At 44.6% G+C, this 26,626-nt stretch carries 6 protein-coding genes; 5 read left to right on the forward strand and 1 reads right to left on the reverse strand.

Annotated elements, in window-relative coordinates:
* Positions 1–273: 273 nt before the first annotated feature.
* The 4 genes from OQX61_RS06985 (at position 274) to OQX61_RS07000 (ending at position 21,776) form a co-directional block, all read left to right on the forward strand.
* On the forward strand, positions 274–17,586 hold the full coding sequence (locus OQX61_RS06985) for a gliding motility-associated C-terminal domain-containing protein (protein WP_265840924.1): 17,313 nt from the start codon (positions 274–276) through the stop codon (positions 17,584–17,586).
* Positions 17,587–17,607: 21 nt separating this feature from the next.
* On the forward strand, positions 17,608–18,603 hold the full coding sequence (locus tag OQX61_RS06990) for a type IX secretion system membrane protein PorP/SprF (RefSeq protein WP_265840925.1): 996 nt from the start codon (positions 17,608–17,610) through the stop codon (positions 18,601–18,603).
* Between the two features lie 15 nt (positions 18,604–18,618).
* Positions 18,619–20,613, forward strand: coding sequence for an OmpA family protein (locus OQX61_RS06995; RefSeq protein WP_265840926.1), 1,995 nt, complete (start codon positions 18,619–18,621; stop codon positions 20,611–20,613).
* Positions 20,614–20,909: 296 nt separating this feature from the next.
* A complete protein-coding gene (locus tag OQX61_RS07000) occupies positions 20,910–21,776 on the forward strand; it encodes an ROK family protein (RefSeq protein ID WP_265840927.1) in 867 nt (288 codons plus the stop codon).
* Positions 21,777–21,844: 68 nt separating this feature from the next.
* Here the strand turns inward: OQX61_RS07000 and OQX61_RS07005 are convergent, their stop codons facing one another.
* Positions 21,845–24,385: an ATP-dependent Clp protease ATP-binding subunit gene (locus OQX61_RS07005; RefSeq protein WP_265840928.1), complete on the reverse strand. Its 2,541-nt coding sequence runs from the start codon at positions 24,383–24,385 to the stop codon at positions 21,845–21,847.
* Between the two features lie 534 nt (positions 24,386–24,919).
* Here OQX61_RS07005 and ettA point away from each other — a divergent pair.
* Positions 24,920–26,599: an energy-dependent translational throttle protein EttA gene (ettA, locus tag OQX61_RS07010; protein WP_265840929.1), complete on the forward strand. Its 1,680-nt coding sequence runs from the start codon at positions 24,920–24,922 to the stop codon at positions 26,597–26,599.
* Positions 26,600–26,626 lie beyond the last annotated feature (27 nt).

A 26,626-nucleotide genomic window follows, 5' to 3' on the forward strand; every position in this document is an offset into this window, starting at 1 on the left:
GGGTTTTATTGGCTATTGTGTAAAAATTTACTAGTCTTTATCTTTATTTGTTTATATGATAACTTAGATGAAATTTGTTTGAAAAATAGATACTAATATATAGTTAAGTGTTCAAAATGACATTTTTTTGTGAATTGTAGACAATATTAAACGGGTAAGACCTTTGAAATGAGGTGTGGAAGATTCTGGCATAGTGGAACGTGAATTGTATTGGGCTCGGTACAACAAACCGTTGCGCAACGTAGAATACCTTTATTTATTATATACTTTCATATGAGTACACTTTTACCACCACAGGGGAGCCCGAACTCTCCTAAAAACTCATGTTACAACTTTTCAAAAGAAACCTTCTTTTTTTTGCTTAACCAGCTTTGTCTGCCATTTAGCAGGGGAGCCGATGTTCATTCCATTAAGCCAAAAGTCTGGAAATATTTTACAGCTCTGATGATCTTTGTGCTCCTTGCAATTCAGGGAAAGGCACAGTTTACCATTACGGAAAACTTTAAAGGTAATTCTACAGGTAATATCACCATTGGTGGTAATGCTAAACTGACTTCCGGAAAGGAAGATCCGGTAGGTAATGGTTGGTTGCGACTGACACCCGATTCCACAAACAAAGTAGGATTTGGATATGTAAATCAATCTTTCCCTTCTACATTAGGGGTTTTAGTCGATTTTGAATATACAGATTGGCGTAGATCAGTAGTTAATCTTGGAGCAGCGGATGGTTTTTCCGTATTTCTTTATGATGCTGCAAAACCCAATTCTATTGGCGGTAAGGGAGGTTCTCTTGGGTATGCTCCAATCAATACTGGTGGTGCAAATGACCATGCCGGTGTAGTTGGAGGTTATGTGGGGATTGGTTTGGATGAGTATGGGAATTTCTCCAATCCAGGAGAGGGGAGAACCGGAGGGGTAACTACCAATACCGGTACTTTATGGCCGGATAGAATCTCTATGAGGGGTTCTGAAGCAGAAAACTATAAATATCTGACGAGCGCGGTGGTGCCTGGTGGCGTAGATTACCCGACTGCAGGAACTGCAAGGCCAGACCCTACTGTATTTTATAGAAGGGTGCAATTAGAAATTATTCCTGTTGCAGGAGGTCAATACCAGATTACGGTGAAGATGAAAACCACTTTAACTGGTAATTTTGCAACGATTTTAGGGCCTTATACCATGGCCACGGTGCCTCCGGCAAACTTGAAATTGGGTTTTGCAGGTTCAACGGGTGGTTCAGTAAACAATCATGAGGTAAGAAATGTAATTATTACCACCCCAGGTGGGGTAAGGGTAGATAAAGCCGTAGATAAATCAAGTGCAATTTCGGGTCAGGACCTGACGTATACCATCAATGTAACCAATTCTACTCCAGCTGGAATTGCCAATTTGAAATTGGCAGATACGATTAGGAATTCTAATAATGCCATTCTTACCGCGGCAGATTTTACGATCAATAGCATTACATTCAATAATAATGGAAATGTTGGAAATACGGCTCCCGGGTACACCAATGGTACGGTCGTAGCAGGAGGAACCAACCCTTTCAATGCTTCCTTAAATATGTCGGCAAACTCAACCAGTAGTTTTACGATAAAAGGAACGATCAATAGTCAGTACAACAATAGTATTCTGAAAAACTCTGTGGGGGTCGATCCCTCGCAAACGGGAATTACGGATACGGATTTAACAAATAATTATTATACGGTTTCCACAAACGTATTGAGGCAGAGTGTTGATGTTGCAATTTCAGGTCTCGTAGACAATACCTGTTATGTTCCTGGTGGCAACACATTTAATTACACGGTGACCAATCAGGGGGCTACGCCAACGGTTGGTCTGGTCAGTGTGAGGTATACCCCTCCAGCGGGATTTTCAGTAATAGGAACACCTACCGGAGCAGGCTGGACAGTTGGATTGTCAGCTGGTACTTATAATTTTACGAGAACCTTGGGAGAACCATTGGCCTCTGGTTTTGCTTACCCTTCAATTTCCATAAAAGTTTCAGGGCCTTCAACAGGAGGACCATGGACGAATACCGCATTATTATCCTATATAGGAGATACAGACCTTTCAAACAACACGGCTTCGGTGCTTACTTATGCTATTCCAACAGCACCAACTCCGGCTGCGGCTACCGTAAACTATTGTTTAGGTGCAACCGCAAGCCCGCTAACCGCGACAGGTACTAATCTGAAATGGTATACGGTTCCGGTAGGAGGGATGGGAAGTACAACTGCGCTTACGCCATCAACGGCTACAGCAGGTACAACAAGTTATTATGTGACCTCCAGTAATGGTACCTGCGAAGGGCCAATGACCACCATTAATGTAGTGGTTCAACCTTTGATAGCCGGCAATACAATTACTGCAGATCAAACGATTTGTTCCGGTGCTACACCTGCAGTCTTGCAGGGAGGGGCGGTTACCGGTGGATCAGGAACCTATACTTATAATTGGGAGCAAAGTGTAAATGGTGCGGCATGGACAGCCGCAACCGGTACGAATAATCAGGCAAATTATACGCCTGCAGCATTAACAGCAACTACTGCATACCGCAGAAACGTTACTGGTGGATCCTGCTTAAATACCAGTAATGTAGTCACGATTACAGTTCAGCCTGCCATCAGTTTAAATACGATTGTTCCTCCGGTCAGCCTGTCTCTTTGTGGTACAGGTGATCCGGGATTAATGACTGGCTCTACACCTCTTGGTGGAAATGGAACACCAACTTATCAATGGCAATCCAGTACAGATAATTCAAATTATACTAATATTGCCGGAGCAGCTGCAAATGCAGCCAATTTCGATCCATTAAGCATTAGTGTGACCACCTGGTATCGCCGTCTGGCCTCATCAGGATCTTGTACAGTTGCTAACATTAGTAACGCCATTAAATTTACGGTGAATCCAGTATTAACTGCTGGAACAATTGGTGCAAATCAAGCCTATTGTGAATCGGCTATGCCAGCTACCTTCAATGAACTTACACCTGCTACGGGCGGAGATCAGATTTATGGGTATCAATGGCAAAGCAGCACAACCAGTGCGACTGCTGGTTTTGCGGATATTCCAGGTGCAACACAAATTAACTATACGGTAAGCAGTCCAATTCGTCAAACCACGTATTACCGCAGAACGGTGATTTCTGCTGCTTCTGGATGCGGACCGGTAAGTACTTCTGCTGTTACAGTTACGGTGACCCCGGCAATTTCCGGAAATGCGCTGACTACGCCTGTAGTCAGCACTTTTTGTGGGCCAGCGGATCCTGGTGTGATTACAGGTACGATCCCTACAGGTGGGAATGGTACTTATGTGTATGATTGGCATAAAAGTAGGGATGGAGGAAATACATGGACGGTAGCAGGTGGTAATACCATTAATTTAAGTCCGGGTATAGTACCGGTGACCAGCCTGTTCCGTAGGACGGTGACTTCTGGTTCATGTACCTCGGTCAGTCCCCCGATTACCATTACTATAGATTTTGCACCTGATCCTTCAGTTGCAGGTCCTAACCAACAACAATGTGCTATAGATTTATTCCAGTTAAATGGAAATGTGCCGATTTTAGGTACTGGTGTATGGGCAGTTGTATCTGGACAAGCGGTGATTGCCAATATTAATCAGGCAAATACCACTGTAAAGGTTGCTAAAGGAAAAACAGCAACACTTTCCTGGACCATCAGTAATGGCATTTGCCCACCTTCGGTAACTAATGTTGTCCTGACTAATTTTGACAATCCAAGCACTGCAAATGCAGGTCCTGATATTACCCAATACAATAGCGGCGCATTCATGATGAATGCCAATGTACCAACTTCCGGAACGGGAGTATGGACCGTTAAAGCTGGAAGTACCGCAACGATTGCCACACCAAATGCAGCAAATACATTGGTTATGCTGGCACCGGGAACTACGGCCACTTTAATCTGGACGGTATCTAACGGAACCTGTAATCCTTCTGCTGATGAAGTACTGCTTACTTATACCAGATTAGCAGATATTAAAGTGACGAAATCAGTAGTTACTCCGGGGCCATTTGTTGCCGGACAAGCAATTGCTTACCGCATTGTGGCCACCAATAACGGCCCAAGTGATGCAACCGGTTTAAAATTGCTGGACAATGTTCCTGCCGACATTTCTGTGTTGGCAATTAGTGCCAATGCATCCGGAACGGCTGCGGTTACTCAGAATACTTCTGCCGGTAATGCAGTCAATGTAACTGGTAATATCGCCTTTGGCGCTGGAAACAGCATTACAGTGGATGTGACTGGTACGGTTGCGGCCAATTATTCCGGCAGTCTGGTGAATACGGCTACCGTAACTTCTCCGGTTATACCCGATCCTGATGGCGCTACTTCTACGGTAACCAGTCCGGTGGATAGGAAACCGGTGTTATCCATTGAAAAGGACGGACCTGCCAATGTGATTGCAGGTGATGCCATTGCTTATAAAATCATCATTAAAAATACGAGTACCAGTGATGCCATTGGTACAGCCATTAAAGACCTTATTCCGGCACAGATTAACAATGTGAACTGGACGCTGAGTAAAACCGGCACAGCAACCTTTAACGGTGCTGCCAGTAATACGGGAAACAACATCAGCTTTGTAGCTACTATTCCAGGGGGCTCAGGCAATACGATTGTGATCAATGTGACCGGAACAGTATTGCCTTCCGCTACCGGAAGTTTCAGCAATACCGCAACGGCAACTCCGGTAGAAGCGGTTCCGCCGGTAAATTCTAATACCGTGGTGACTACCCTTTCCCGCGTATCAGGATTAACGATGTTGAAAAACGGACCATCCAATGCCCAGGCAGGAAGTCCGGTTTCTTATACTTTGAAAATTACAAACAACGGACTGAGTGATGCTTTAAATGCAAGTATCACAGATGCGGTTCCTGCGAATATAAAAACAGTAAGCTGGAACGCAACGGTTCAGGGTACTGCTACAATTATCGGTGGAAACAATGGTACAGGTAATTCAATTATTCTGAACGGAAATATACCTACAGGAACGGCCAATGCGATTTTAGTAACCATCAACGGTACGGTTGATCCGTCATTTAGCGGAAGTATCAGCAATACGGCAACCGCTACGCCATCAGAAGCTGGCGGTCAGCCATCCAGTTCCACAGTACTGACGCAGGTGAGTCGTACACCAGTATTAACGATCACCAAAACCGGTGCGGCAACTTTAATTGCCGGACAACAGGTAAACTATACCATTACCGTAAGTAATACCAGTACCGCAGATGCGAAAGCTTTAGTCATTACCGACGCAGTGCCTGCCGACCTGAGCAATGTGACCTGGAGTACCAGTACACAAGGTACAGCAGCGGTTGTAGGTACAGGAAACGGAACCGCTAACGCGATTAGTGTAACCGGAGATCTTCCTGCAGGTGCAGCCAATAAAATAATCATCAATGTCAGCGGAACTTTAAGCCCTGCATTTTCCGGCAGTTTGGCAAATACAGCAACAGCGACCCCGGCAGAGCCTGGAACGGTAGCGGAATCAGCAACCAGTACAGGTCAGGCGATCAGACAGCCAGCTTTAAGTATTATGAAAACTGGTCCGGCAACCATTACCTCCGGCAACCAGATCACTTATACCATTACCGTAGCCAATACCGGTACTTCAGACGCAGTTGATTTAGTGATAGCGGATATCGTACCGGCAAGCATCAAGGATGTAACCTGGACTGCTACAATTGGAGGAACAGCAGGGATTGATCCTGGGGCAACAGGAATTGGAAACAACCTTTCTGTAACGGGGGATATCCCGGCAGGAGCAGCCAATAAAATTATCCTGACAGTTAGAGGAACGGTTGATCCTTCCTTTAGCGGCAGTATCTTAAATACCGCCACAGCTACACCTACAGAAAGTGCAGCAACACCGGTAAGTTCTTCCGTAACCACTACTGCAACACGGACGCCGGAACTGAGCATTACCAAAACCAGCCCTGCAACCTTAGTGGCCGGACAAAATATTACTTATACGATTATCGTAAATAATTTGAGTGCCTCGGATGCGAAAGCATTGGTGATTACTGATCAGGTGCCGGCAACGGTTACTGGTGTCACCTGGTCGGCAATAGCCGGAGGTGCAGGCCTGATCAATGGTACTGCTACCGGAAGCGGAAACGCAATCAGTCTGAATGCTGGTCTTCCGGCAGGTGCTAATACCATTACCCTAACGGTAAAAGGTAAGGTGGCTTCGTCATTTGGTGGCACATTGAGCAATACGGCAACCGCTACTCCAGCTGAACCGGGTACGGTGGCCAAATCGGCAACGAGTACCACTACGGTTAATAAAACACCGGTACTGGCCATTCAAAAAACAGGCCCTGCTACGATTTCTGCGGGTCAGCAAATCAATTATACCTTAACTATTAACAATACCGGAACTGCGGATGCAACCAATGCAACAATTACAGACGCGATTCCGGTAGGAATTTCTAATGTCACCTGGACGGCAACAGCCGATGCAGCGGGATCTGCGGCGATTGTAGGTACGGCTACAGGAAATACCAATGCGTTAAGTTTCAATGCAAACATCCCGGCAGGCATCAACAACATCATCAGGGTAAATATCCAGGGTAATGTGAATCCGGCGGCAACAGGGTCATTAGTGAATACAGCTACGGTAACCCCATCAGAAGCTGGTGCTAATCCCGCCAGCTCTACGGTGACCACTACTTTACAGTCGGTTCCTGGTATCACGATTTCTAAATCTGGTCCTTCGCAGATCGCTGCCGGACAAACGGTGACTTATACCCTGATAGCAGGTAACGCTGGTCCTTCAGATGCAACTAACCTGAACATTACCGATGCCGTTCCAGTTCCATTAACCAATGTGACCTGGACTGCAGTATCAGAAGGTACCGCCGCAATAACCACCGGAGCAAGTGGTACAGGTAGCAGTGTAACCGTAATCGGAAACATTGCTGCTGGTACAGGAAATAGAATCCTGGTGACCATCACTGGTTTGGTGCCTTCAAATACTACGGCAACTACTTTTAGCAATGTGGCTAAAGCGAGCCCATCGGAACCTGGTGTGCCTCCGGTAAATTCAAATACGATTACGACCACCATTAATAAAAAGGTGACCATCGCTGCTGTGAAGTCTGCAACCGCGGTACTTTCGGCAGGGGAGAACATCTCTTATACTTTAGAAGTAAAAAATACAGGACCTAGTGATGCGCAGAATTTATTGATCTCAGATCAGCTGCCTGCTGGTATCACCAACATCAATTGGAGTACAACTGGCACAGGAACTGCATCGATAGTTTCTGGCGGAACAGGTTCAGGAAGCTCATTGAGTCTCCGCGCCAATATTCCGGCAGGAAACGCCAATGTGATTTTAGTGACGATTACAGGTAAAGTAGATCCTGATTTTACCGGAACACAATTGGTGAATACCTTTACTGTGGATCCTTTGGAACCAGGAAATCCTACTGTAAATTCAAATACCACCACTACCCTTATCAATAAAACCGCAGACCTGCAGATTTCAAAAACAGGTCCGGCAGCAGCAATTGCAGGTAGAACCATTAATTATACCATCACAGTGAACAATGCAGGGCCATCTAATACCGCGAATGCGAGTATTGTGGATGTGGTTCCTGCAGGAATTACAGGAGTAACCTGGACGGCTACCGCTCAAAATGGTGCGGTGATCAATACCAACCCGGCTTCAGGGTCGACAAATAATATCAATGTATTAGCGTCAATTCCTGCGAACTCAGGAACGGTAACGATCAATGTCAGCGGAACAATTAATCCTGGTTTTACAGGAAGCCTGCTGACTAATACTGCCACTGCTACTCCGGAAGCAGGGGTCATAGACCCAACACCGGCAATAAGTACGGTGGTAACCGCGATCAGCCGCTCTGCCAATGTGAGAATTGTGAAATCTGGCCCTGCAAATATTACTGCCGGTGAACCAATTACCTATACGTTAAGAATAGTAAATGATGGACCTAGTTTCGCACCAGGAGTTGTGATCAGAGATCTGTTCTCTGGAATTCTTCCAGGTTCTCCGGTGACTAATGTGAGCTGGACGGCTCAGGCTTTAACCGGTGCAGCCTTAAACGGTGGTGCAGCAAACAACGCGGTCATTGGAAATGGGAATGTAGCCTTTAGCGCTGATATTCCTTCCAAAACCGGGGTAGTAGAAGTGACGATTAAGGGGACTGTGAGCCCGGGAGCGACAGGAGCTTTTGTAAATACAGCCACTGCGCTTTTACCTAATAATTCGGTTACAGATCCTGATCTGGGTTCTAATACAAGTTCTGTGACTACTGCTGTGGTGGTAGAAACGAATTTAGCCGTATCGAAAAGCGGGCCGAGTAAGATCAATATCGGTGATCCGATTACGTATGTTATAGAAATTAAAAATAATGGATTGAGCAATATCACTGATGCTTCCATTACTGATGTGGTGCCTAATTCTGTTTCCGTGAACAGTTGGACAGCTGTGGCTTCAAATGGCGCCTTCCTGGAGGGCTCGTTCAATGGGACGGTTTCCGGAACGAGTAATACGGTGATTACTTATGGTGATATTCCATCTACAATTGCAGGTAGTCCTCCTTCGGTGATTAGAGTGACCATTCAGGGGATTGTGAAAACGACAGCCGAAGCTACCTTTACCAATACCGTTTCGGTGGAAGCAAATGGCATTAAAGAAAGTGCTGTGTTGACTGCTTTAAATGCTTCAACAGATGTGTACATCGAGAAAAATGGACCACAGAGTATTCTTGCTGGTTCGCCAATTACTTACCAGATAAAAGTAGGTAATGACGGTCCGGTTAATGTGGCCGGTCTGGGCATCTCGGATGTAATCCCTTCGGTTATTAAAAATGTAAGCTGGACGGCTACGGCTTTCGGAACGGCAACGATTACTGGTGCAGCTAGTGGAAATACAAATGGTATTCAAACTACCGCCTCAATAGATGCGGATCCTGCCAATTACATTTTAGTTAATGTGAAGGGGACTGTTGATCCAGCTACGAATCTGACTGCGATAAACAATACGGCAATCCTGACGCTTCCAGCAGGCGTCTCTGATTTTAACTCGACGAATAATACCAGTACTGCTTCCACTACGGTGGCTTCAAAATCTGGCTTGTCGGTACGTAAGATGGGACCTGCAGATGCAGTCGCCGGATCAGAAATCAGCTACACGATTATCGTCACGAATGCAGGACCAAGTAATGCAGTTGGTACAGTAATTACCGATGCCGTTCCTGCAAACGTTAAAAATGTGACCTGGACTTCTAGTCTGGTTGGAGCTGCAACGATTTCAGCAGGCGCAACAGGTACTGCTGGAGCAAATAACCTGGTGACACTAACCGCGAATATTCCTGCAAGTGCAGGAAATGAAGTGGCCATTGTAGTCAAAGGAACGATTGATCCTGCTTTTGCGGGCCCATTGGTAAACAATGCAGTAGCGACGCCTGCTGAACCAGGAAATCCTCCGGTAACCTCACAAAATGTAACGACTGCCGTGACGAGTAAAACGGTAATGAGCATAGTGAAAACAGGGCCGTCAAGTGTGGCTGCAGGAACAACAGTACAGTACCAGTTATTGGTTAGCAATGCAGGACCAAGTAATGCAGTAGGGATGGTCATCACAGATCAGATTCCTGCAGGCTTGACAAATGTACGCTGGACTACGGCTGCCACTACAGGTGCGGTGGTAACTTCAGGTGCAACCGGAAATGTAAATCCGGTATCGCTGACTGCTAATTTCTTAGCAGGTTCAGGAAACCTTGTCGTGACGATCCTGGCGGATGTTCCGGCAAACAGCCAGTTGTCAGGCGTAAGCAATACGGCAAGGGTAGCGCCAGCGGTTCCTGATCCAAACAATCCACCGGTGACTTCTAATGAGGTGACCACAGGAATTGTGAAAGATGTAACACTGAGTTTAACAAAATCAGGTCCTCCAACCTTAAATGCCGGAGAAAATATCACTTATACACTGGCTATTAAGAATATAGGTCCTTCAAATTCTACCGCCACGAGGTTAACAGATGCGGTTCCTGCAGACATCAAAAATGTTTCCTGGACAAGTGCTGTTGCCGGTGGTACGTTAATTACCAATGGTGCGGCAGGATCTGGAAATCAGATAGATTTAACTGCTGATGTGCCATTAAATGGAACGATCCTGGTCAATGTGAAAGGAACAGTAGATCCATTATTTGCAGGTACCTTAACGAATACTGCGGTACTGACTCCACAGGAAGCGGGCGAATTGCCTGTAAATGCGGTGGCAGTCACACAGGTGAGCAAGCTAACCAATTTACAGATTGGTAAAAGTGCAGTCAATACTGCAGTTGCCGGTCAGGTGATGACTTACCAGATTAAGGTGATCAATAATGGACCGAGTACTGCGCTGAATGCCTTGATTACCGATGCGATTCCAGTGCAGCTGCAAAACGTAAGCTGGACAGCTGCTGGATTAGGAGCAGCCATCATCACAGAAGGTGCTCAGGGAACTGGCAACACTTTACGTGTGAAAGCGAACATCCCTGCAGGACAGCAGAATGAAATCGTGATTGAAGTAACCGGAACGATCCTGGCCTCTTATGCAGGTACGTTAAGCAATACTGCCACGGTGACTCCAGCAGATCCAGGCAATCCACCATTGGTGACACCGCCAGTAGAAACGGTAGTGACGAAACAGCCTGAAATCAATATCAGCAAAACAGGTTCGGCAACGGTTACCGCTGGTGGACAAATCAGCTATACGATTGAAGCCAATAATACCGGATTGAGTGATGCCAGTAACCTGGAAATCTCGGATGCGGTAAATTCAAATATTAAAAATGTAAGCTGGACCAGCAGTATCGCTGGTGCCGGCAGCATTATCAGCGGTAATCAAGGTACTGGAAATGCGGTCCTGGTTAAAGGAAACATTCCAGCTGGTGCCGCTAATAAAATTACAATTAACATCACAGGTACCGTAGATCCTCCATTTGCAGGTACGCTGAGCAATACGGCTACGGCCACACCAGCAGAACCAGGTATTCCACCAGTGGTAACCCCGCCAGTAGAAACGGTAGTGAACCAGGTTCCAGTAATTGTAGTCCATAAAACAGGTCCTGCATCGGCCACTGCCGGTGGAGCCATCACTTATGTCGTAGAGGTTAGCAATACCGGTTTGAGTAATGCGAAGAACCTGAACATTACCGATCAGATTGATCCGGCAATTACCGGTGTCAGCTGGACAGCCAGTACAGGAGGAACCAGCACAATTAACGGGGCAGGTTCTGGTACTGGAAATGTGGTGTTAAATGCAAATATTCCTGCTGGTGCGGCCAATAAGATCAGCATCAGCATTAGCGGAACAATCAATCCTGAAGCGCAAGGTAAATTGGTCAATATGGCCGTTGCAACGCCTTCAGAACCTGGTATTGTTCCGGTAAACAGTAACCCTGTAGAAACGAATGTAGATCAGAAACCAATTGTGGTGATCACTAAAACCGGACAGCCTACGGCTACGGCAGGAGCTGAGGTTACTTATATCATTACTGCGGTAAACAATGGATTGAGTAATGCTTCAGGGGTAACGATAGTGGATGATGTACCTGCCGCATTACAGAATGTAAGCTGGACTTCGCTTTCTGGAGGAACGGCATCGATTCTTAGCGGTGGTACAGGAACAGGCAATTTTATGGCACTGACCGCCAATATTCCGGCAGGTAATGTCAATAATAAAATCACGATTACCCTAAAAGGAACGGTGAACCCTGCTTTCTCTGGAAAACTGGAAAATGTGGCCAGTATTGCAGTGCCATTAATTAATTTCCCGAATGTAATTACGCCGCCGGTAGAAACTTCAGTGGATGCCAAACCAGGTATTACGCTGGTTAAAACAGGCCCTGCTGCGGTCATCTCCGGATCGGAAATTACGTATACAATTGTTGCAGGAAATACCGGCTTGAGTAATGCAACTGCGTTAGCCATTACAGATGCGGTACCTACGCTATTAAGCAATGTGAGCTGGACAAGTGTCGCTTCGGGCGCTGCGGTGATCACTACAGGTGCTACAGGTACTGGCAATGCGCTGATCTTAAACGGCGATATTCCTACTGGTGCAGCTAACCTGATCACCATTACGGTAAGAGGAACAGTAGATCCTTCGTACAATGGTAACCTGAGCAATACTGCGGTGGCGAGACCATCAGAGCCAAATACGGTTTCGGTAAATGCCTCAGCTACCACGATTGTGAGCAAAACGCCGGTATTGGCCATCGCCAAAAACGGTCCGGCTAATATTGCTGCGGGTCAGGAAATTATTTACACCCTGAGCATCAGCAATACCGGAAAAGCCAATGCTAGCAATGCCACCATTACCGATGCCATCCCTGCAAATATTACCGGGGTAACCTGGACTGCAATGGCAAATGGAGCGGCGGGTATAGTGAGTGGTGCAACTGGAAATACGAATAATTTATCTATGAATGTACACGTTCCTGCAGGTGCAGCCAATACGATATTGGTGACGGTTAAAGGAACGGTTAGCCCTTCTGCAACAGCAGATCTGGTGAATAAAGCAACGATTACTCCTTCGGAAGATGGAACAGTGCCTGCAAGCTCAACAGTAACCACTACTTTGAAATCTGCATCTTCGGTTAGCCTGGTTAAAACAGGACCATCACAGATTTCAGCAGGTCAGTCGGTTACTTACACCTTGCTGGCAGGAAATAACGGTCCTTCTGATGCACGTAACCTGAGTATCACTGATGCAGTGCCTGCCGGATTAACCGGGGTAACCTGGTCGGTGGCCACGCAAGGAACGGCTTCAGTATTAACAGGTGCAAATGGTACTGGCAATAATGTACAGCTGACAGGAGATATTCCTGCCGGTGCTGCCAACCAGATTTTAGTGACCATTACCGGAAAGGTACCAGCCTCGGCTGCTGCCGGAACACTGACAAACGTGGCCATTGCTACGCCTTCGGAACCTGGTAATCCTCCGGTAACTTCCAATACCATTACCACTATGGTAGACCATAAAGTGGCCATCAGGGCAGTGAAATCTGCAGCAGCTGTCATCGCCGCCGGTGAAAACATCAATTATACCTTACAGGTTTATAATGATGGACCGGGTGATGCGGTTAATCTGGCGATCAGTGATGTGGTTCCTGCGGGAATTACCAATGTCAGCTGGACAACTACTGTTACCGGCAGTGCAAGTGTTGCTGCAAATGGTACAGGTACTGGAAATACGCTGAACGCAAGTGTGAATATTCCAGCAGGAGCGGGCAATTCAGTCACCGTGTTGATCAATGGACTGGTGAGCCCGGGTTATACCGGATCAACATTGAAAAATAGCTTTACCGCTACTCCTGCAGAACCAGGAAATCCGCCGGTACCTTCTGAAGAAGTAACAACGGCTGTGGTTAAAACGGCAGACCTGCAGCTCACGAAAACAGGACCTGCCGCTGTGGTTGCAGGTTCAGACATCAGTTATACCATTAATGTGAAAAATGCAGGTCCAGGTAATGTGACTGCTGCAACTATTACAGACAATCTGCCGGTTGGTTTTACCGTTCAGAACTGGACTGCAACCGGCCAGAATGGTGCGGTCATCAGTGGTCCGGCCAGCGGAACAGGTAATGTCAATGTGACCGCAGCAATCCCTGCAGGCAATGCAAACGTGCAGATTGTGGTGACTGGAAAAGTGAACGCGAATTTTGCAGGTACGAGTTTGATCAATACTGCAACGGCTACGCCAGAAGCAGGAGTGACAGATCCAACGCCGGCAAGCAGTACAGTAACGACTGCCATCAGTAAGGTCGCGAATGTGAGAATCACGAAATCAGGACCTGCAGATATTGCGGTTGGAGAAATGATGACTTATACCTTGCGCATCGTGAATGATGGGCCAAGTGATGCTGTTGGTGTGTTGATTAATGATATGATTCCGACAAATCTGGAAGATGGGGCAACCTGGACCAGTATGCTTCAAGGTGGAGCTAGTTTAAGCCAGCCTTCAGGAACCGGCAATATCAGTCTGCTGGGAGGAATTCCTTCAGGAACCGGTGTCATTGAGATCAATATCCTTGGAAAAGTAAAAGCAAATAATTTAGATAAAACAGTGTTCACAAATACGGCAACCGCTTATTTCCCTGCAGGCAGCCTGATCATTGATCCGGATCTGGGTTCAAATACCAGTACGGTACCAACAATAATCAACAATGATCCAGTGCTTAAAGTATCGAAAAGTGGCCCGGCAACCGTAAATATTGGCGATCCGATTGAGTATACGATTGTCATTAGAAACGGTGGTGCAGGAAATATTGTCAATGCAATGATTGCTGATCCGGTACCTAATGATGTAGCAGTAACCAGCTGGTTAGCTACCGCAACAGGCGGGGCAACGCTGACTGGAGCTGCTCAAGGCACGAGCAATTCCGTATTGACTTCAGCAGATATTCCTGCGGATGGTAATCCGAATACGACCGTGTTGATCGTGCTGAAAGGTACGGTTAAGACTACTGCCAATGCCGTGTTTACAAATACGGTGACGGTAACTGCCAACGGAGAACGTAAAAGCTCGGTGGTTACTGCGGTGAATCAGTCTACAGATGTTAAGATAGAGAAATCTGGTCCACAAGCTGTGATTTCAGGAGCTCCGATTACTTATACGATTAAAGTAACGAACCAGGGACCAAGAGATGTCGTTGGATTGACGATTAAAGACAATGTTCCTTTGGAAATCGGTCAGCTCAGCTGGACTGCACAGGCAGTGGGTAATGCGAGCGTGAATGGACCAACTACCGGTACTACCAATGCAGTACTGGTGAATGGAGATGTGCCGGTTGGTGCAGCCAATTATGTGTTGATTACCGTGAATGGTACGGTGAATGCCAATGTGCCTTCTGGAAATATCAGCAACATCGCTGCGGTGACCTTACCGGTAAGTATTGTAGACTTTAACATGGCTAACAATACCAGTGAATTGAAAACAGTGATCAGTTCCGTTTCCGGATTAACGATCAGTAAGGCTGGCCCTCAGGATGGACTTTCCGGATCTGCGATCACTTATACGATCAAAGTACGTAACAATGGATTGAGTAACGCTAGTCAGGCACAGATCATAGATGTGGTGCCGGCAGGAATAAAAGCGGTAAGCTGGACGGCCACTGCTGCAGGCAATGCGAAGATCAACTCCGGAGCTAGCGGAACAGGAAATACAGTAGCCGTAAATGCGGATGTTCCTGCAGGGATCAATGCGGAGGTAACGATTACAATCAATGGTACGATCGATGCCGGTTTCAGCGGGAAAATTATAAATTCCGCTGATGTGACGCCTTCAGAACCGGGTAATCCGGCGGTAACTTCTCCACCAGTAACCACGAATGTGTTGAATAAATCGGCACTGAAAATTGTGAAAACAGGACCGAATAGTATTGAAGCTGGTAAAACTGTGAATTATACACTGACCATTAATAATGCTGGTCCGGGTAATGCAGTAAATGCGGAGATTTCTGATGCGATTCCTGCTCAATTGACCAATGTGCGCTGGACAACCAGTGTTGCTGGTGCAGCTGTCATCAGTTCAGGTGCAAGCGGACAAGGCAATGCGCTGTTGCTAAAAGCGAATCTTCCAGCTGGAAATGGCACCATTACCGTAAATATCAGCGGGTTGGTTCCTGGAGGGACTGCCGCCGGAAATATCAGCAATACGGCAACAATTAAGCCTGCTGAGCCGGGTAATCCATCGGTTCCTTCTAATACGGTAACGACAGCAATTGTCAATAATGCAAGTTTAAGTCTGGCGAAAAGCGGTCCTGGTACTTTAAACTCAGGAGAAGCCATCAGCTATACGCTGACGATTAAAAATGACGGACCATCAGATGCGATAGGTGTTAAAGTTTCGGATATAGTAGATCCTGCGGTAACGAATGTTTCCTGGACTACGAGTTTGACTGCTGGCGCAACCATCAGCTCAGGGGCTACAGGTAATGTGAATGCAGTAGTGTTGACCGCTAATGTTCCGGCAAATGGCAGCATTCTGGTGAACATCAGCGGTAAGGTAAATCCTGCTTATGCTGGAATACTAGTTAATAAAGCAATATTGACGTCTGCAGATCCTGCTAAACCGGTGGTTAATGCGCAGGTGAGTACAACGGTAACGAGTCTTTCTGCGCTGAAAATCACTAAAACAGGGGCTTCAACAGTGACCGCAGGCGGCCTGATGAATTACCAGATTACGGTGGTTAACAATGGTCCGGGTACTGCGCAAAATGCAGTGATCAAGGATGTGGTTCCTGCACAGTTAACCGGGGTAACCTGGACGGCTGTCGCGAATGGAGCAGCATCGATCAGTAACGGATCAACCGGAACAGGAAATGCGCTAAGCGTAACGGCTACAATTCCTGCAGGTGCTGGTGATGGTATCGTGATCAACCTGAGCGGAAAAATAGATGCTGCTTATCCGGGTTCATTGAGTAACACGGCTACGGTGACCCCTGTAGAACCAGGTAATCCAGCAGTAGTGACGCCTCCGGTGATCACAGTTGTCGATGCAAAACCATCGCTTACCATTAAGAAAACTGGTCCGGCTACCATCAGTGCAGGTGCAAATATTACTTATGTGATTGAAGTTGGAAATACAGGACTAAGTAATGCCAAAGGGACGTTGATTACCGATAACGTGCCTGCGGAAATTACCAATGTGAAATGGACTACCAATACGAATGGAACTGCTGCAGTATCCGCCGGTGCAACCGGAACGGGTAATGTGGTGGCAGTAACAGGAGATATCGCAGCAGGTGGCGGTAATAAAATAACCATTACCGTGACAGGTACCGTAAATGCTGGTTTCGCAGGTGCGCTGAGCAATATCGCCACTGCAAAACCTGCTGAACCGGGCAATCCGCCGGTAGTGACGCCTCCGGTAGAAACCGTAGTTAGTAAAACACCAACACTGAGTATCAGCAAAACGGGTCCGGCACAATTGAAATCCGGTGAGCAGATCACTTATGTGGTTGAAGTCATAAATCCGTCGCTAAGTAATGCGGATCATATTACCGTTACGGATTTGGTACCTTCGGACGTTCTGAATATAAAATGGACTACGGAGACAGCAGGTACAGCTAAGATTGTTTCCGGTGGTACTGGTTCTGGTGGTCGTGTAGAGCTGGTTGCAGATCTGCCGGCAGGAACAGCAAATAAAATTGTGCTGACCATTACTGGTACTGTCTCTAAATCCTTTACCGGGAAACTGGAGAATACGGCAAGAATACTGGCTACCGCAGCTACCGCAGAAATAAGCAGTAATACGGTGGCAACCACAGTTGAAAATGCTGATTTTATCATTCCAAATATCATTACACCAAATGGTGATAGTAGCAACGATACTTTTAAAGTGAAAGGTCTGGAGAATTATCCGGGTACGCAGGTAACGATCTTTAACAGATGGGGAAATGAGGTGTTCCGCTCCGATAACTATACCAATAACTGGGATGGTAGTCAGTTGAATGAAGGTACTTATTATTACCTGATCTTAAGAAGAGAGAAATCGGGACAGACAACGCCGTTTAAAGGATGGTTATTTATTAAAAGGTAGAATATTTAAGAACACGCTACAATGAGAGATTTAAAGAAATATGGTTTAGTATCACTGCTCTTACTCGGGATGAGCAGTGCATACGCACAGCAGACAATTCAGTTTAGTCAGTATGTTTTTAATGGTTTAGCTGTTAACCCTGCTTATGCAGGTTATAAGGAAGAATGGACAGCGAATTTCAGTTTCCGCTCGCAATGGGTGGGAATTGATGGCGCACCTCGTACAGGAACGGCCTCTTTTGACGGATTAACAGATCAGGAAGGGAAGAAGATGGGAATAGGGTTTATCGCTTCCACAGACCGCCTGGGTCCACAGAATACCTCTGCCTTTTATGTAAATTATGCCTACCGTTTGCAGTTAGATGCAGAAGATACCAAGCGTCTGAGTTTTGGTATCGGTGCCGGTGCAACACAATATAACCTGGATGGCTCGAAATTTATTTCTACAGATTTAGGTGATGGGGTAATCCCGATCGGAAATGAGAGTAAGCTGAGACCTGATGTGCGGGTGGGGGTTTATTTTTATACACCCAAATTTTATATCGGTGCTTCTGTCCTGGATTTATTATCGGGATTGAGAGGTAATGATATCGCCACAGAAGGAGATTATAAAGTACTCCGCCAGGTGCGTCACCTGTATGTAACCGGTGGTATGATGATCCCTTTGTCGGAATCTCTTGATCTGAAACCCAGCTTTATGTTGAAAGAGGATTTTAAAGGGCCTACAAATTTAGACTTAAACGCGTACCTGCTGATTAGTAAAGTGGTCTGGCTGGGCGCTTCTTATCGTACAGGTGTGACCTTATGGGATAAGAAAAATTTACAAACCGGACTAAGTCAGAGTGATGCGATTGCCGGAATCGTAGAGCTTCAAATGAGCAATAGATTCCGCCTGGGTTACTCTTATGACTATACCACGAGCAAGCTGTCCAGCTATCAGAGTGGATCGCATGAGTTTTCGTTAAGCATGAGCTTCCCTGGAAAAAAAGCAAGGGTCTTGAGTCCACGTTATTTTTAAGCTGCAAAGAATTATATGAATACAACAGCATTTAAAAGTCCACATTCTTTCATGACCAGGGTACTGATCATCGGAATACTGGCGCTATTTTTAGGAAATTATAGCATGGCTCAGGAGCAATTGAGCCGGAAACAACAGGCAGATGTGTTTTTTAACCGTTATGAGTATTACCCGGCATCCAGGTTATACCTGCCCCTGGCAGAGCGGAAGAATCCGGATGTGAAAGTATTGGAGAAACTAGCCGGCTGTTACCGGATGATGAATGACTATGACCAGGCCGAAAAATGGTATGCAAAGCTGGTCATTGACCCTAAAGCCAATCCTTTGAGTCATTATTATTACGCGGAGGTTTTACAAAGAAATGAAAAGTTTGACCTTGCTAAAACAGAGTATTTGAAGTATGCTGCGCTTTCCGGTAACCAAAAAGAGATGGTAACAAAGATCGCTTCCTGCGACAGCGCGGCATTATGGATCAAAATGCCAAAGGATATCAAGATCAAAAATATGACGTCTTTAAATACCAAATCTGCGGATTGGGGTTTAACGGCTGATGGAAATCAGGGTTATGTATTTACTTCTGAACGCCCCTTAGCCAGAGAAACCAAAGGCAATGATTTGTATAAATGGAATGGGAATCCATGGTTGAAATTATTTACGGCAACAGCCGATGGACAGTTCAAAGGAGAGCTTCCAATCATTACGGAAGCGAATAGTCCGGCAAAAGCGGAATACCATGTGGGACCGGCAGTATTCAATAGCAGCGGAGACATTGCTTATGTGACGATGGCCACCAGAGCACCTGCGAGCTTGATCCCCCTGGATAAAACAAAAGGTGGTGATCGTTTATATACCCGTAGACTGGAACTGTTAATCGCGAAGAAAAACGGGGACAAATGGGACTTGAAATCTTTTCCATTCAATGATGTAAAGGCTTACTCAGTCGGACATGCTGCACTTGCTAAAGATGGTAAGCTGATTTATTTTGCTTCGGATATGCCAGGTGGATTTGGCAAATCAGACATCTGGTTTAGCGAGCAGCAGGCGGATGGCAGTTGGGGAAAACCCGTAAACTGTGGTAGTGGAATCAATACTTCAGAAGAAGACGCTTTTCCAACTGTAGGTCCTGATGGAGCGTTGTTTTTTGCTTCAAAAGGTAAAATAGGAATGGGTGGATATGATATTTACCGTGTTGTCGGCGAGAAAAGCCAATGGCATAAAACGGAAAACTTAAAATATCCGCTGAACTCAACCAGTGATGATTTCTATTTGTTCACAAAGGATGGTAAGTCCGGTTATTTGTCTTCTAACAGACGAGGTGGAGCCGGGGATGATGACATTTACAGTTTCTCTGATGAAACTCCTCCGGCGATGATACTGGCCTTGTCAGGTACCGTATTCGACCAGCAAAGTAATGATCGTTTGAGCGGGGTATCGGTTACTTTAACCGATGGTAACGGAAAACAATTGAAAACTTTACTGACCGGACAGGATGGTAATTTCTTTGTCGGTTTAACCAAAGATCAGGACTACAAAGTTGCCTTTAGTAAATTAGGCTATACAGAAGAGCTGAAAACTTTAAGCACCAAAGGGTTGAATAAATCTGATACATTAACGATGCAGGCCTTCCTGAATAAGGATAAGTTTGAGCCGGGTAGGATTTATGTCCTGAAGAATATTTATTATGATTTCGACAAGGCAGATATCAGACCAGATGCAGCGAAAGAACTGGATAAGCTATTGGGCATTCTAAAAGAAAATCGGGCGATTGCTATTGAACTTGGCGCACATACCGATAGCAGGGGAGCAGATCAATACAATCAATGGTTGTCCCAAAGAAGGGCAAATGCTGCGGCACAGTATCTGATTGATCGTGGTATCGACCATTCCCGCATCACAGCAAAAGGTTATGGTGAAACCATGTTGCTTAATAAATGTGGCAACGGGGTAAAATGTAGCCATGCGGAACACCAATTGAACAGAAGAACTGAGTTTAAGATTATCAAAAACTAAATCTTTTGAAATAAATAGCAACAGCCTGTTTTCTTTTTTGAGGAGACAGGCTGTTTTTGTTTACCTGTTTTTTTATTGAAGACCGGCCTTATCTGGCTCCAGGGCTTTTTTGTTGGTGTTCATGGCTTTTTCTTGCCAGCCTGAAGAAGGGGGATTAAAAACTGCGCTTGCTTTTGTCAGCTAAAAATGTCAATTATCTTGCTTATTATTATTGCTAAAACTATTTAATAACAATTAGATAATCTAAAAGGAATTATTTAATTTGCTGAGATTTTAAAAATTAGACGAAGAATACAATGAACTCAAATTCAACAAAACTCCCTTATATAGGTGTGGATATAGGAGGCTCTCATATTACTGCCGCTCACGTTGATGCAACCACATTTAAGGTAATTGAACATACGCTGAAAAGAGAAAGAGTGGCGGCTATGGATACCGCAGAAGTTATTTTGCAGTCCTGGTTGAATGTTCTTTCTTCGTTGATTATACGTGCAAACGGTGAAAATACTAAAATCGGTATTGCGATGCCGGGTCCTTTTGATTATGAAAAGGGAATCTCTATGATGCAGAATCAGGAAAAATATGACGCCTTATATGGGGTAAACGTAAAAGAGATTCTGGCGCAACGCCTGGAAATCCCTGAAACTGATATTGTATTCATCAATGATGCAGAAGCCTTTTTAAGAGGCGAACTGGCATCAGGAGCGGCATCTGACAAGGAAAGAGCAATTGGGATCACCCTGGGCACCGGATTAGGCTCTACGAGCAACGGAAGCGGTGTGACTATAGATATGAACTGGGCCTTCCGTCCATTTAAAGATAGCATCGCCGAAGAATACATTTCTACCCGCTGGTTCCTGAAAAAATATAAGGAGATTACAGGTGAGGAAGTTAAAAATGTAGAAGTTTTGCTGGAAGTAGCTGAGGAAGCCGTTAAAAATGAAATCTTCGAAGAGTTCTCAGATAACCTAAGCATCTTTCTGAATGATTTTATCGCACAGGAACAACCGCAAGTGGTGGTGATTGGTGGTAATATCGCCAAGACCTGGGATCACTTTATCGGGCTGTTAACCGCTAAAATTAAGGATAAGACAGTAGCGATCAGGCAAAGTGAAATGTGGGAAGATGCAGCTCTTGTAGGTGCAGCTAATGCATTGGCTTAATGGTTAAATAAATAAGCCCCTTACAGTTGAACTGCAAGGGGCTATCATTTTATCAGGTAGGGAAAGTATTATTCAATACTTCCTTCTTCTTTTTTCTTTTTCTTACCCGGGCTTCTGTTTTCTACGACAATTTGATCGTCTTCTTTGTTGTAGTCAATTTCCAGCGTATCACCATCGTTGATTTCACCTTTTAAGATTTCTTCTGCAATAGGATCTTCCAGATATTTCTGAATAGCACGTTTTAACGGCCTTGCACCAAAGTTAATGTCGAATCCTTTATCTGCGATGAAGTCTTTTGCTCTGTCAGTTAATTTCACTTCATAACCTAAGTTATGTACACGACCGAACAATGATTTCAACTCAATGTCAATGATTTTGAAGATTTCATCTTTACCTAAAGTATTGAAAACTACGACATCATCAACACGGTTTAAGAATTCCGGAGCGAAAGCACGTTTTAACGCGTTCTCAATCACGCCTCTTGAATGTGCATCAACCTGGTTTGTTTTAGCCGTAGTAGAGAAACCAACACCTTGTCCGAAATCTTTCAACTGACGTGCGCCAATATTAGAAGTCATGATAATGATCGTATTTCTAAAATCTACTTTGCGACCAAGACTGTCCGTCAGCTGACCTTCATCCAATACCTGTAATAAGATATTGAATACATCCGGATGCGCTTTTTCAATCTCATCTAATAGAATTACCGCATAAGGTTTACGACGTACTTTTTCAGTCAGCTGTCCACCTTCTTCATAACCTACGTATCCCGGAGGAGCACCCACTAAACGGGATACCGCAAATTTCTCCATATACTCACTCATGTCGATTTGAATCAGAGAATCATCGCTGTCGAACATGAAACGCGCAAGTTCTTTTGCCAATTCGGTTTTACCAACACCGGTAGGGCCTAAGAAAATAAAGGAACCAATCGGTTTTTTTGGATCTTTCAATCCCGCTCTGGTACGTTGAATAGCTTTGGTTAACTTTTTAATCGCTTCATCCTGACCGATAATTTTCGTTGCTACTGTTTCGTACATATTCAACAGTTTTACACTGTCTGTTTGTCCAACACGTTGCAATGGAATACCAGTCATCATAGAAACTACCTCTGCCACGTTATCTTCCGTTACGGTATAGCGTTTGGTTTTAGTATCAGCTTCCCATTCTGCCTTCGCACGATCCAGCTCCTCTAAAAGATTCTTTTCAGTATCTCTCAGTTTGGCAGCCTCTTCGTATTTCTGACTTTTTACTACCTTATTCTTTTCAAGCTTGATTTCTTCAATCTTGTTTTCAATCTCAATGATGTTCTCAGGAACGTGGATATTCGTTAAATGCACCCTTGAACCAGCCTCATCCAAAGCATCAATCGCTTTATCCGGCAAGAACCTATCGGTGATGTACCTTGAAGTCAAGGCCACACAAGCATTAATCGCTTCATCTGTATAAGTTACACCATGGTGATCTTCATACTTTTCTTTAATACGATTCAGGATCTCAATGGTCTCATCTGGTGTAGCAGGCTCGATCATTACCTTTTGGAAACGACGGTCTAATGCACCATCTTTCTCAATATACTGACGGTATTCATCTAAAGTCGTTGCACCAATACATTGAATCTCACCCCTTGCCAAAGCAGGTTTGAACATATTCGACGCATCTAATGAGCCCGAAGCACCACCGGCACCTACAATGGTATGAATCTCATCAATAAACAAGATCACATCGGTAGATTTTTCCAGCTCATTCATCACCGCTTTCATACGTTCTTCAAACTGACCACGGTATTTAGTACCTGCCACTAAAGAGGCAAGGTCTAAGGTAACCACGCGTTTGTTGAACAATACTCTGGATACTTTTCGTTGAACAATACGTAAAGCAAGACCTTCTGCAATCGCAGATTTACCTACTCCCGGCTCACCGATCAAGATCGGATTGTTCTTTTTACGACGTGATAAGATCTGAGAAACACGCTCAATCTCTTTTTCACGCCCAACAATAGGGTCCAGACGGTTTTCTTCGGCTGCTTTCGTTAGATCTCTTCCGAAATTATCCAATACCGGAGTCTTAGATTTAATATCGGAAACCTTTTTAGGGCTGCTGAAGCTTTCTTCCTCACGGTAATCCTCATCACCACCAGTTGATGCGCTATTTTGAGTCTCATCTCTGAAACCGTTTTTATTCACTTCAACTTCCTGTTTGAAAATCTCGTAATTGATGCTGTATTGCAATAAGATTTGAGAAGCAATATTATCATCGTCACGCAAGATGGACAGTAACAGATGTTCTGTACCAATCAAATCGCTCTTGAAGATTTTAGCCTCCAGATACGTGATCTTTAAAACTTTTTCGGCTTGCTTGGTCAATGGGATATTCCCCAGGTTGACCGTTACACTGGACGTACCTCGAACGGAGTCCTCAATTGAGCGACGTAGTTTTGAAGTATCTACACCCAGCGATTTTAATATCTTTATGGCCATACCATCGCCTTCGCGAATAAGGCCCAACAAAAGATGTTCTGCGCCTATGTAATCGTGACCTAATCTCAGGGCTTCTTCCCTGCTAAAAGATATCACGTCTTTTACTTGTGGAGAAAATTTAGCTTCCATATATACCTTTCTAAATCGGGAATGCTCTAAACTATAAAATATGTTTTATAAAAAGGCAGTACCCGATTTTTTTATTTTATCAACAATTACGCCATAGGGAAGGAAATGGATGCTGGAACTGCCGATATTTCATGAATCTTACCAATTGCTGACTTAATTGGCTACTTTCCCTAACCCCTAAGCAAATATGTCAGTATAAATATACGAATTTATATACTGAGGATCAGGCTTTCTTTTTCTGGTTCAAACGGTTGTATAATAATTGTACAGGAGGGTTTACAGAAATCAGGAATTGTTTTTCTTTATTTTAGAACGGCAAGGGTCTTGAATCTGCTGCTTTATTCGGATGTATAGATATCTATGTGTATTAGTATCTCTGTCCGGGTATCAGGAATCAGCTGTATATCTGCTAAACAAATTTTATAATGGGCTTTTCATGCTTATCTTTGCGGGCATTGGAGGCCAATATTTCCAAAAAAACATTCAATAATTAAAGTAACCGCCTTTTATAGGCATGAAATATAATCAGTAACTATGTCAGACGAAAAAATAATATTTTCAATGGCGGGGGTAAATAAGATTTATCCACCCCAAAAGCAAGTTCTAAAGAACATTTACCTATCCTTCTTTTACGGTGCCAAAATTGGTGTAATCGGTTTGAATGGATCAGGTAAGTCCTCTCTTTTGAAAATTATCGCCGGTTTGGACAAATCCTTTCAGGGAGAGGTAGTTTTCTCTGCTGGATATACCGTAGGTTACCTGGCTCAGGAACCAATACTGGACGAAAATAAAACCGTTAGAGAGGTCGTAGAAGAAGGTGTAGCTGAAATTACAGCAATCCTGAAAGAATACGAGTCGATCAACGAACAGTTTGGATTACCTGAAGTTTATGAAGATGCAGATGCAATGGATAAACTGATGGCCAAACAAGGGGAGTTACAAGATAAAATTGATGCTTGTAATGCCTGGGAACTGGACAATAAACTGGAACGTGCAATGGATGCATTGCGTTGCCCGGATCCGGATGCTAAAATCGGTGTATTGTCAGGTGGTGAGCGCCGTCGTGTAGCGATGTGCCGTTTATTACTTCAGGAGCCTGATGTATTGCTATTGGATGAGCCTACGAATCACCTTGATGCGGAAAGTATCGATTGGTTAGAGCAATTCTTAAAAGACTACAAAGGAACTGTAATCGCAGTAACCCACGATAGATACTTCCTTGACAATGTTGCCGGTTGGATTCTGGAATTAGACAGAGGTGAAGGTATTCCATGGAAAGGAAATTATTCTTCATGGTTAGAGCAAAAAGCAAAACGCCTTGCTCAGGAGGAAAAAACAGAAAGCAAACGTCAGAAAACATTAGAACGTGAGTTGGAGTGGGTACGTATGGCGCCAAAAGCCAGACATGCTAAATCTAAAGCGCGTTTATCAAATTATGATAAACTGGCCTCTGAGGACTCTAAAGAAAGAGAAGATAAACTGGAACTTTTCATCCCTGCAGGACCAAGATTAGGTAATGTAGTGATTGAAGCGAATAACATTACTAAAGCTTATGGCGATAAATTGTTGTTCGAAAACCTGAGTTTCTCTTTACCTCCAGCAGGTATCGTTGGAATTATCGGCCCCAATGGTGCGGGTAAAACCACATTGTTCCGTTTGATCACACAACAGGAAACTCCGGATACCGGAACCTTCCGCGTTGGAGAAACCGTAGCCTTAGGTTATGTAGATCAAATGCACAACGACCTTGATCCGGATAAAACTGTATATGAAAATATTACTGATGGTTTAGATAACATTCAGCTTGGCAATAAAGCAGTAAGCGGAAGAGCTTATGTTTCTAAATTCAACTTTAATGGTGGCGATCAGCAGAAAAAAGTAGGTGTACTTTCCGGTGGAGAGCGCAACAGGGTTCACCTGGCCATTACTTTGAAAAAAGGTGCTAACGTACTGTTACTTGATGAGCCTACCAATGATATTGACGTAAACACGTTAAGAGCATTGGAAGAAGCATTAGAGAATTTTGGTGGATGTGCGGTAGTGATTAGTCACGATCGTTGGTTCTTAGACCGTATCTGTACACATATTCTTGCTTTTGAAGGTGATTCTCAGGTTTACTTCTTCGAAGGTAACTACAGCGATTACGAAGAAAACCGTAAGAAAAGATTAGGTGATGTAACTCCACATCGTCTTAAATACAAAAAACTAGTGTAAATCACCAGATTTTCAATAGCTACAAAA

The organism is Pedobacter sp. PLR (genome assembly GCF_026239675.1).
Lineage (GTDB): Bacteria > Bacteroidota > Bacteroidia > Sphingobacteriales > Sphingobacteriaceae > Pedobacter.

Bases quoted from the DNA above. Each gene is read 5' to 3' on its own strand.
- OQX61_RS06985 (WP_265840924.1), top strand. From the start codon at position 274: ATGAGTACACTTTTACCACCACAGGGGAGCCCGAACTCTCCTAAAAAC.
- OQX61_RS06990 (WP_265840925.1), top strand. From the start codon at position 17,608: ATGAGAGATTTAAAGAAATATGGTTTAGTATCACTGCTCTTACTCGGG.
- OQX61_RS06995 (WP_265840926.1), top strand. From the start codon at position 18,619: ATGAATACAACAGCATTTAAAAGTCCACATTCTTTCATGACCAGGGTA.
- OQX61_RS07000 (WP_265840927.1), top strand. From the start codon at position 20,910: ATGAACTCAAATTCAACAAAACTCCCTTATATAGGTGTGGATATAGGA.
- OQX61_RS07005 (WP_265840928.1), bottom strand. From the start codon at position 24,385: ATGGAAGCTAAATTTTCTCCACAAGTAAAAGACGTGATATCTTTTAGC.
- ettA (WP_265840929.1), top strand. From the start codon at position 24,920: ATGTCAGACGAAAAAATAATATTTTCAATGGCGGGGGTAAATAAGATT.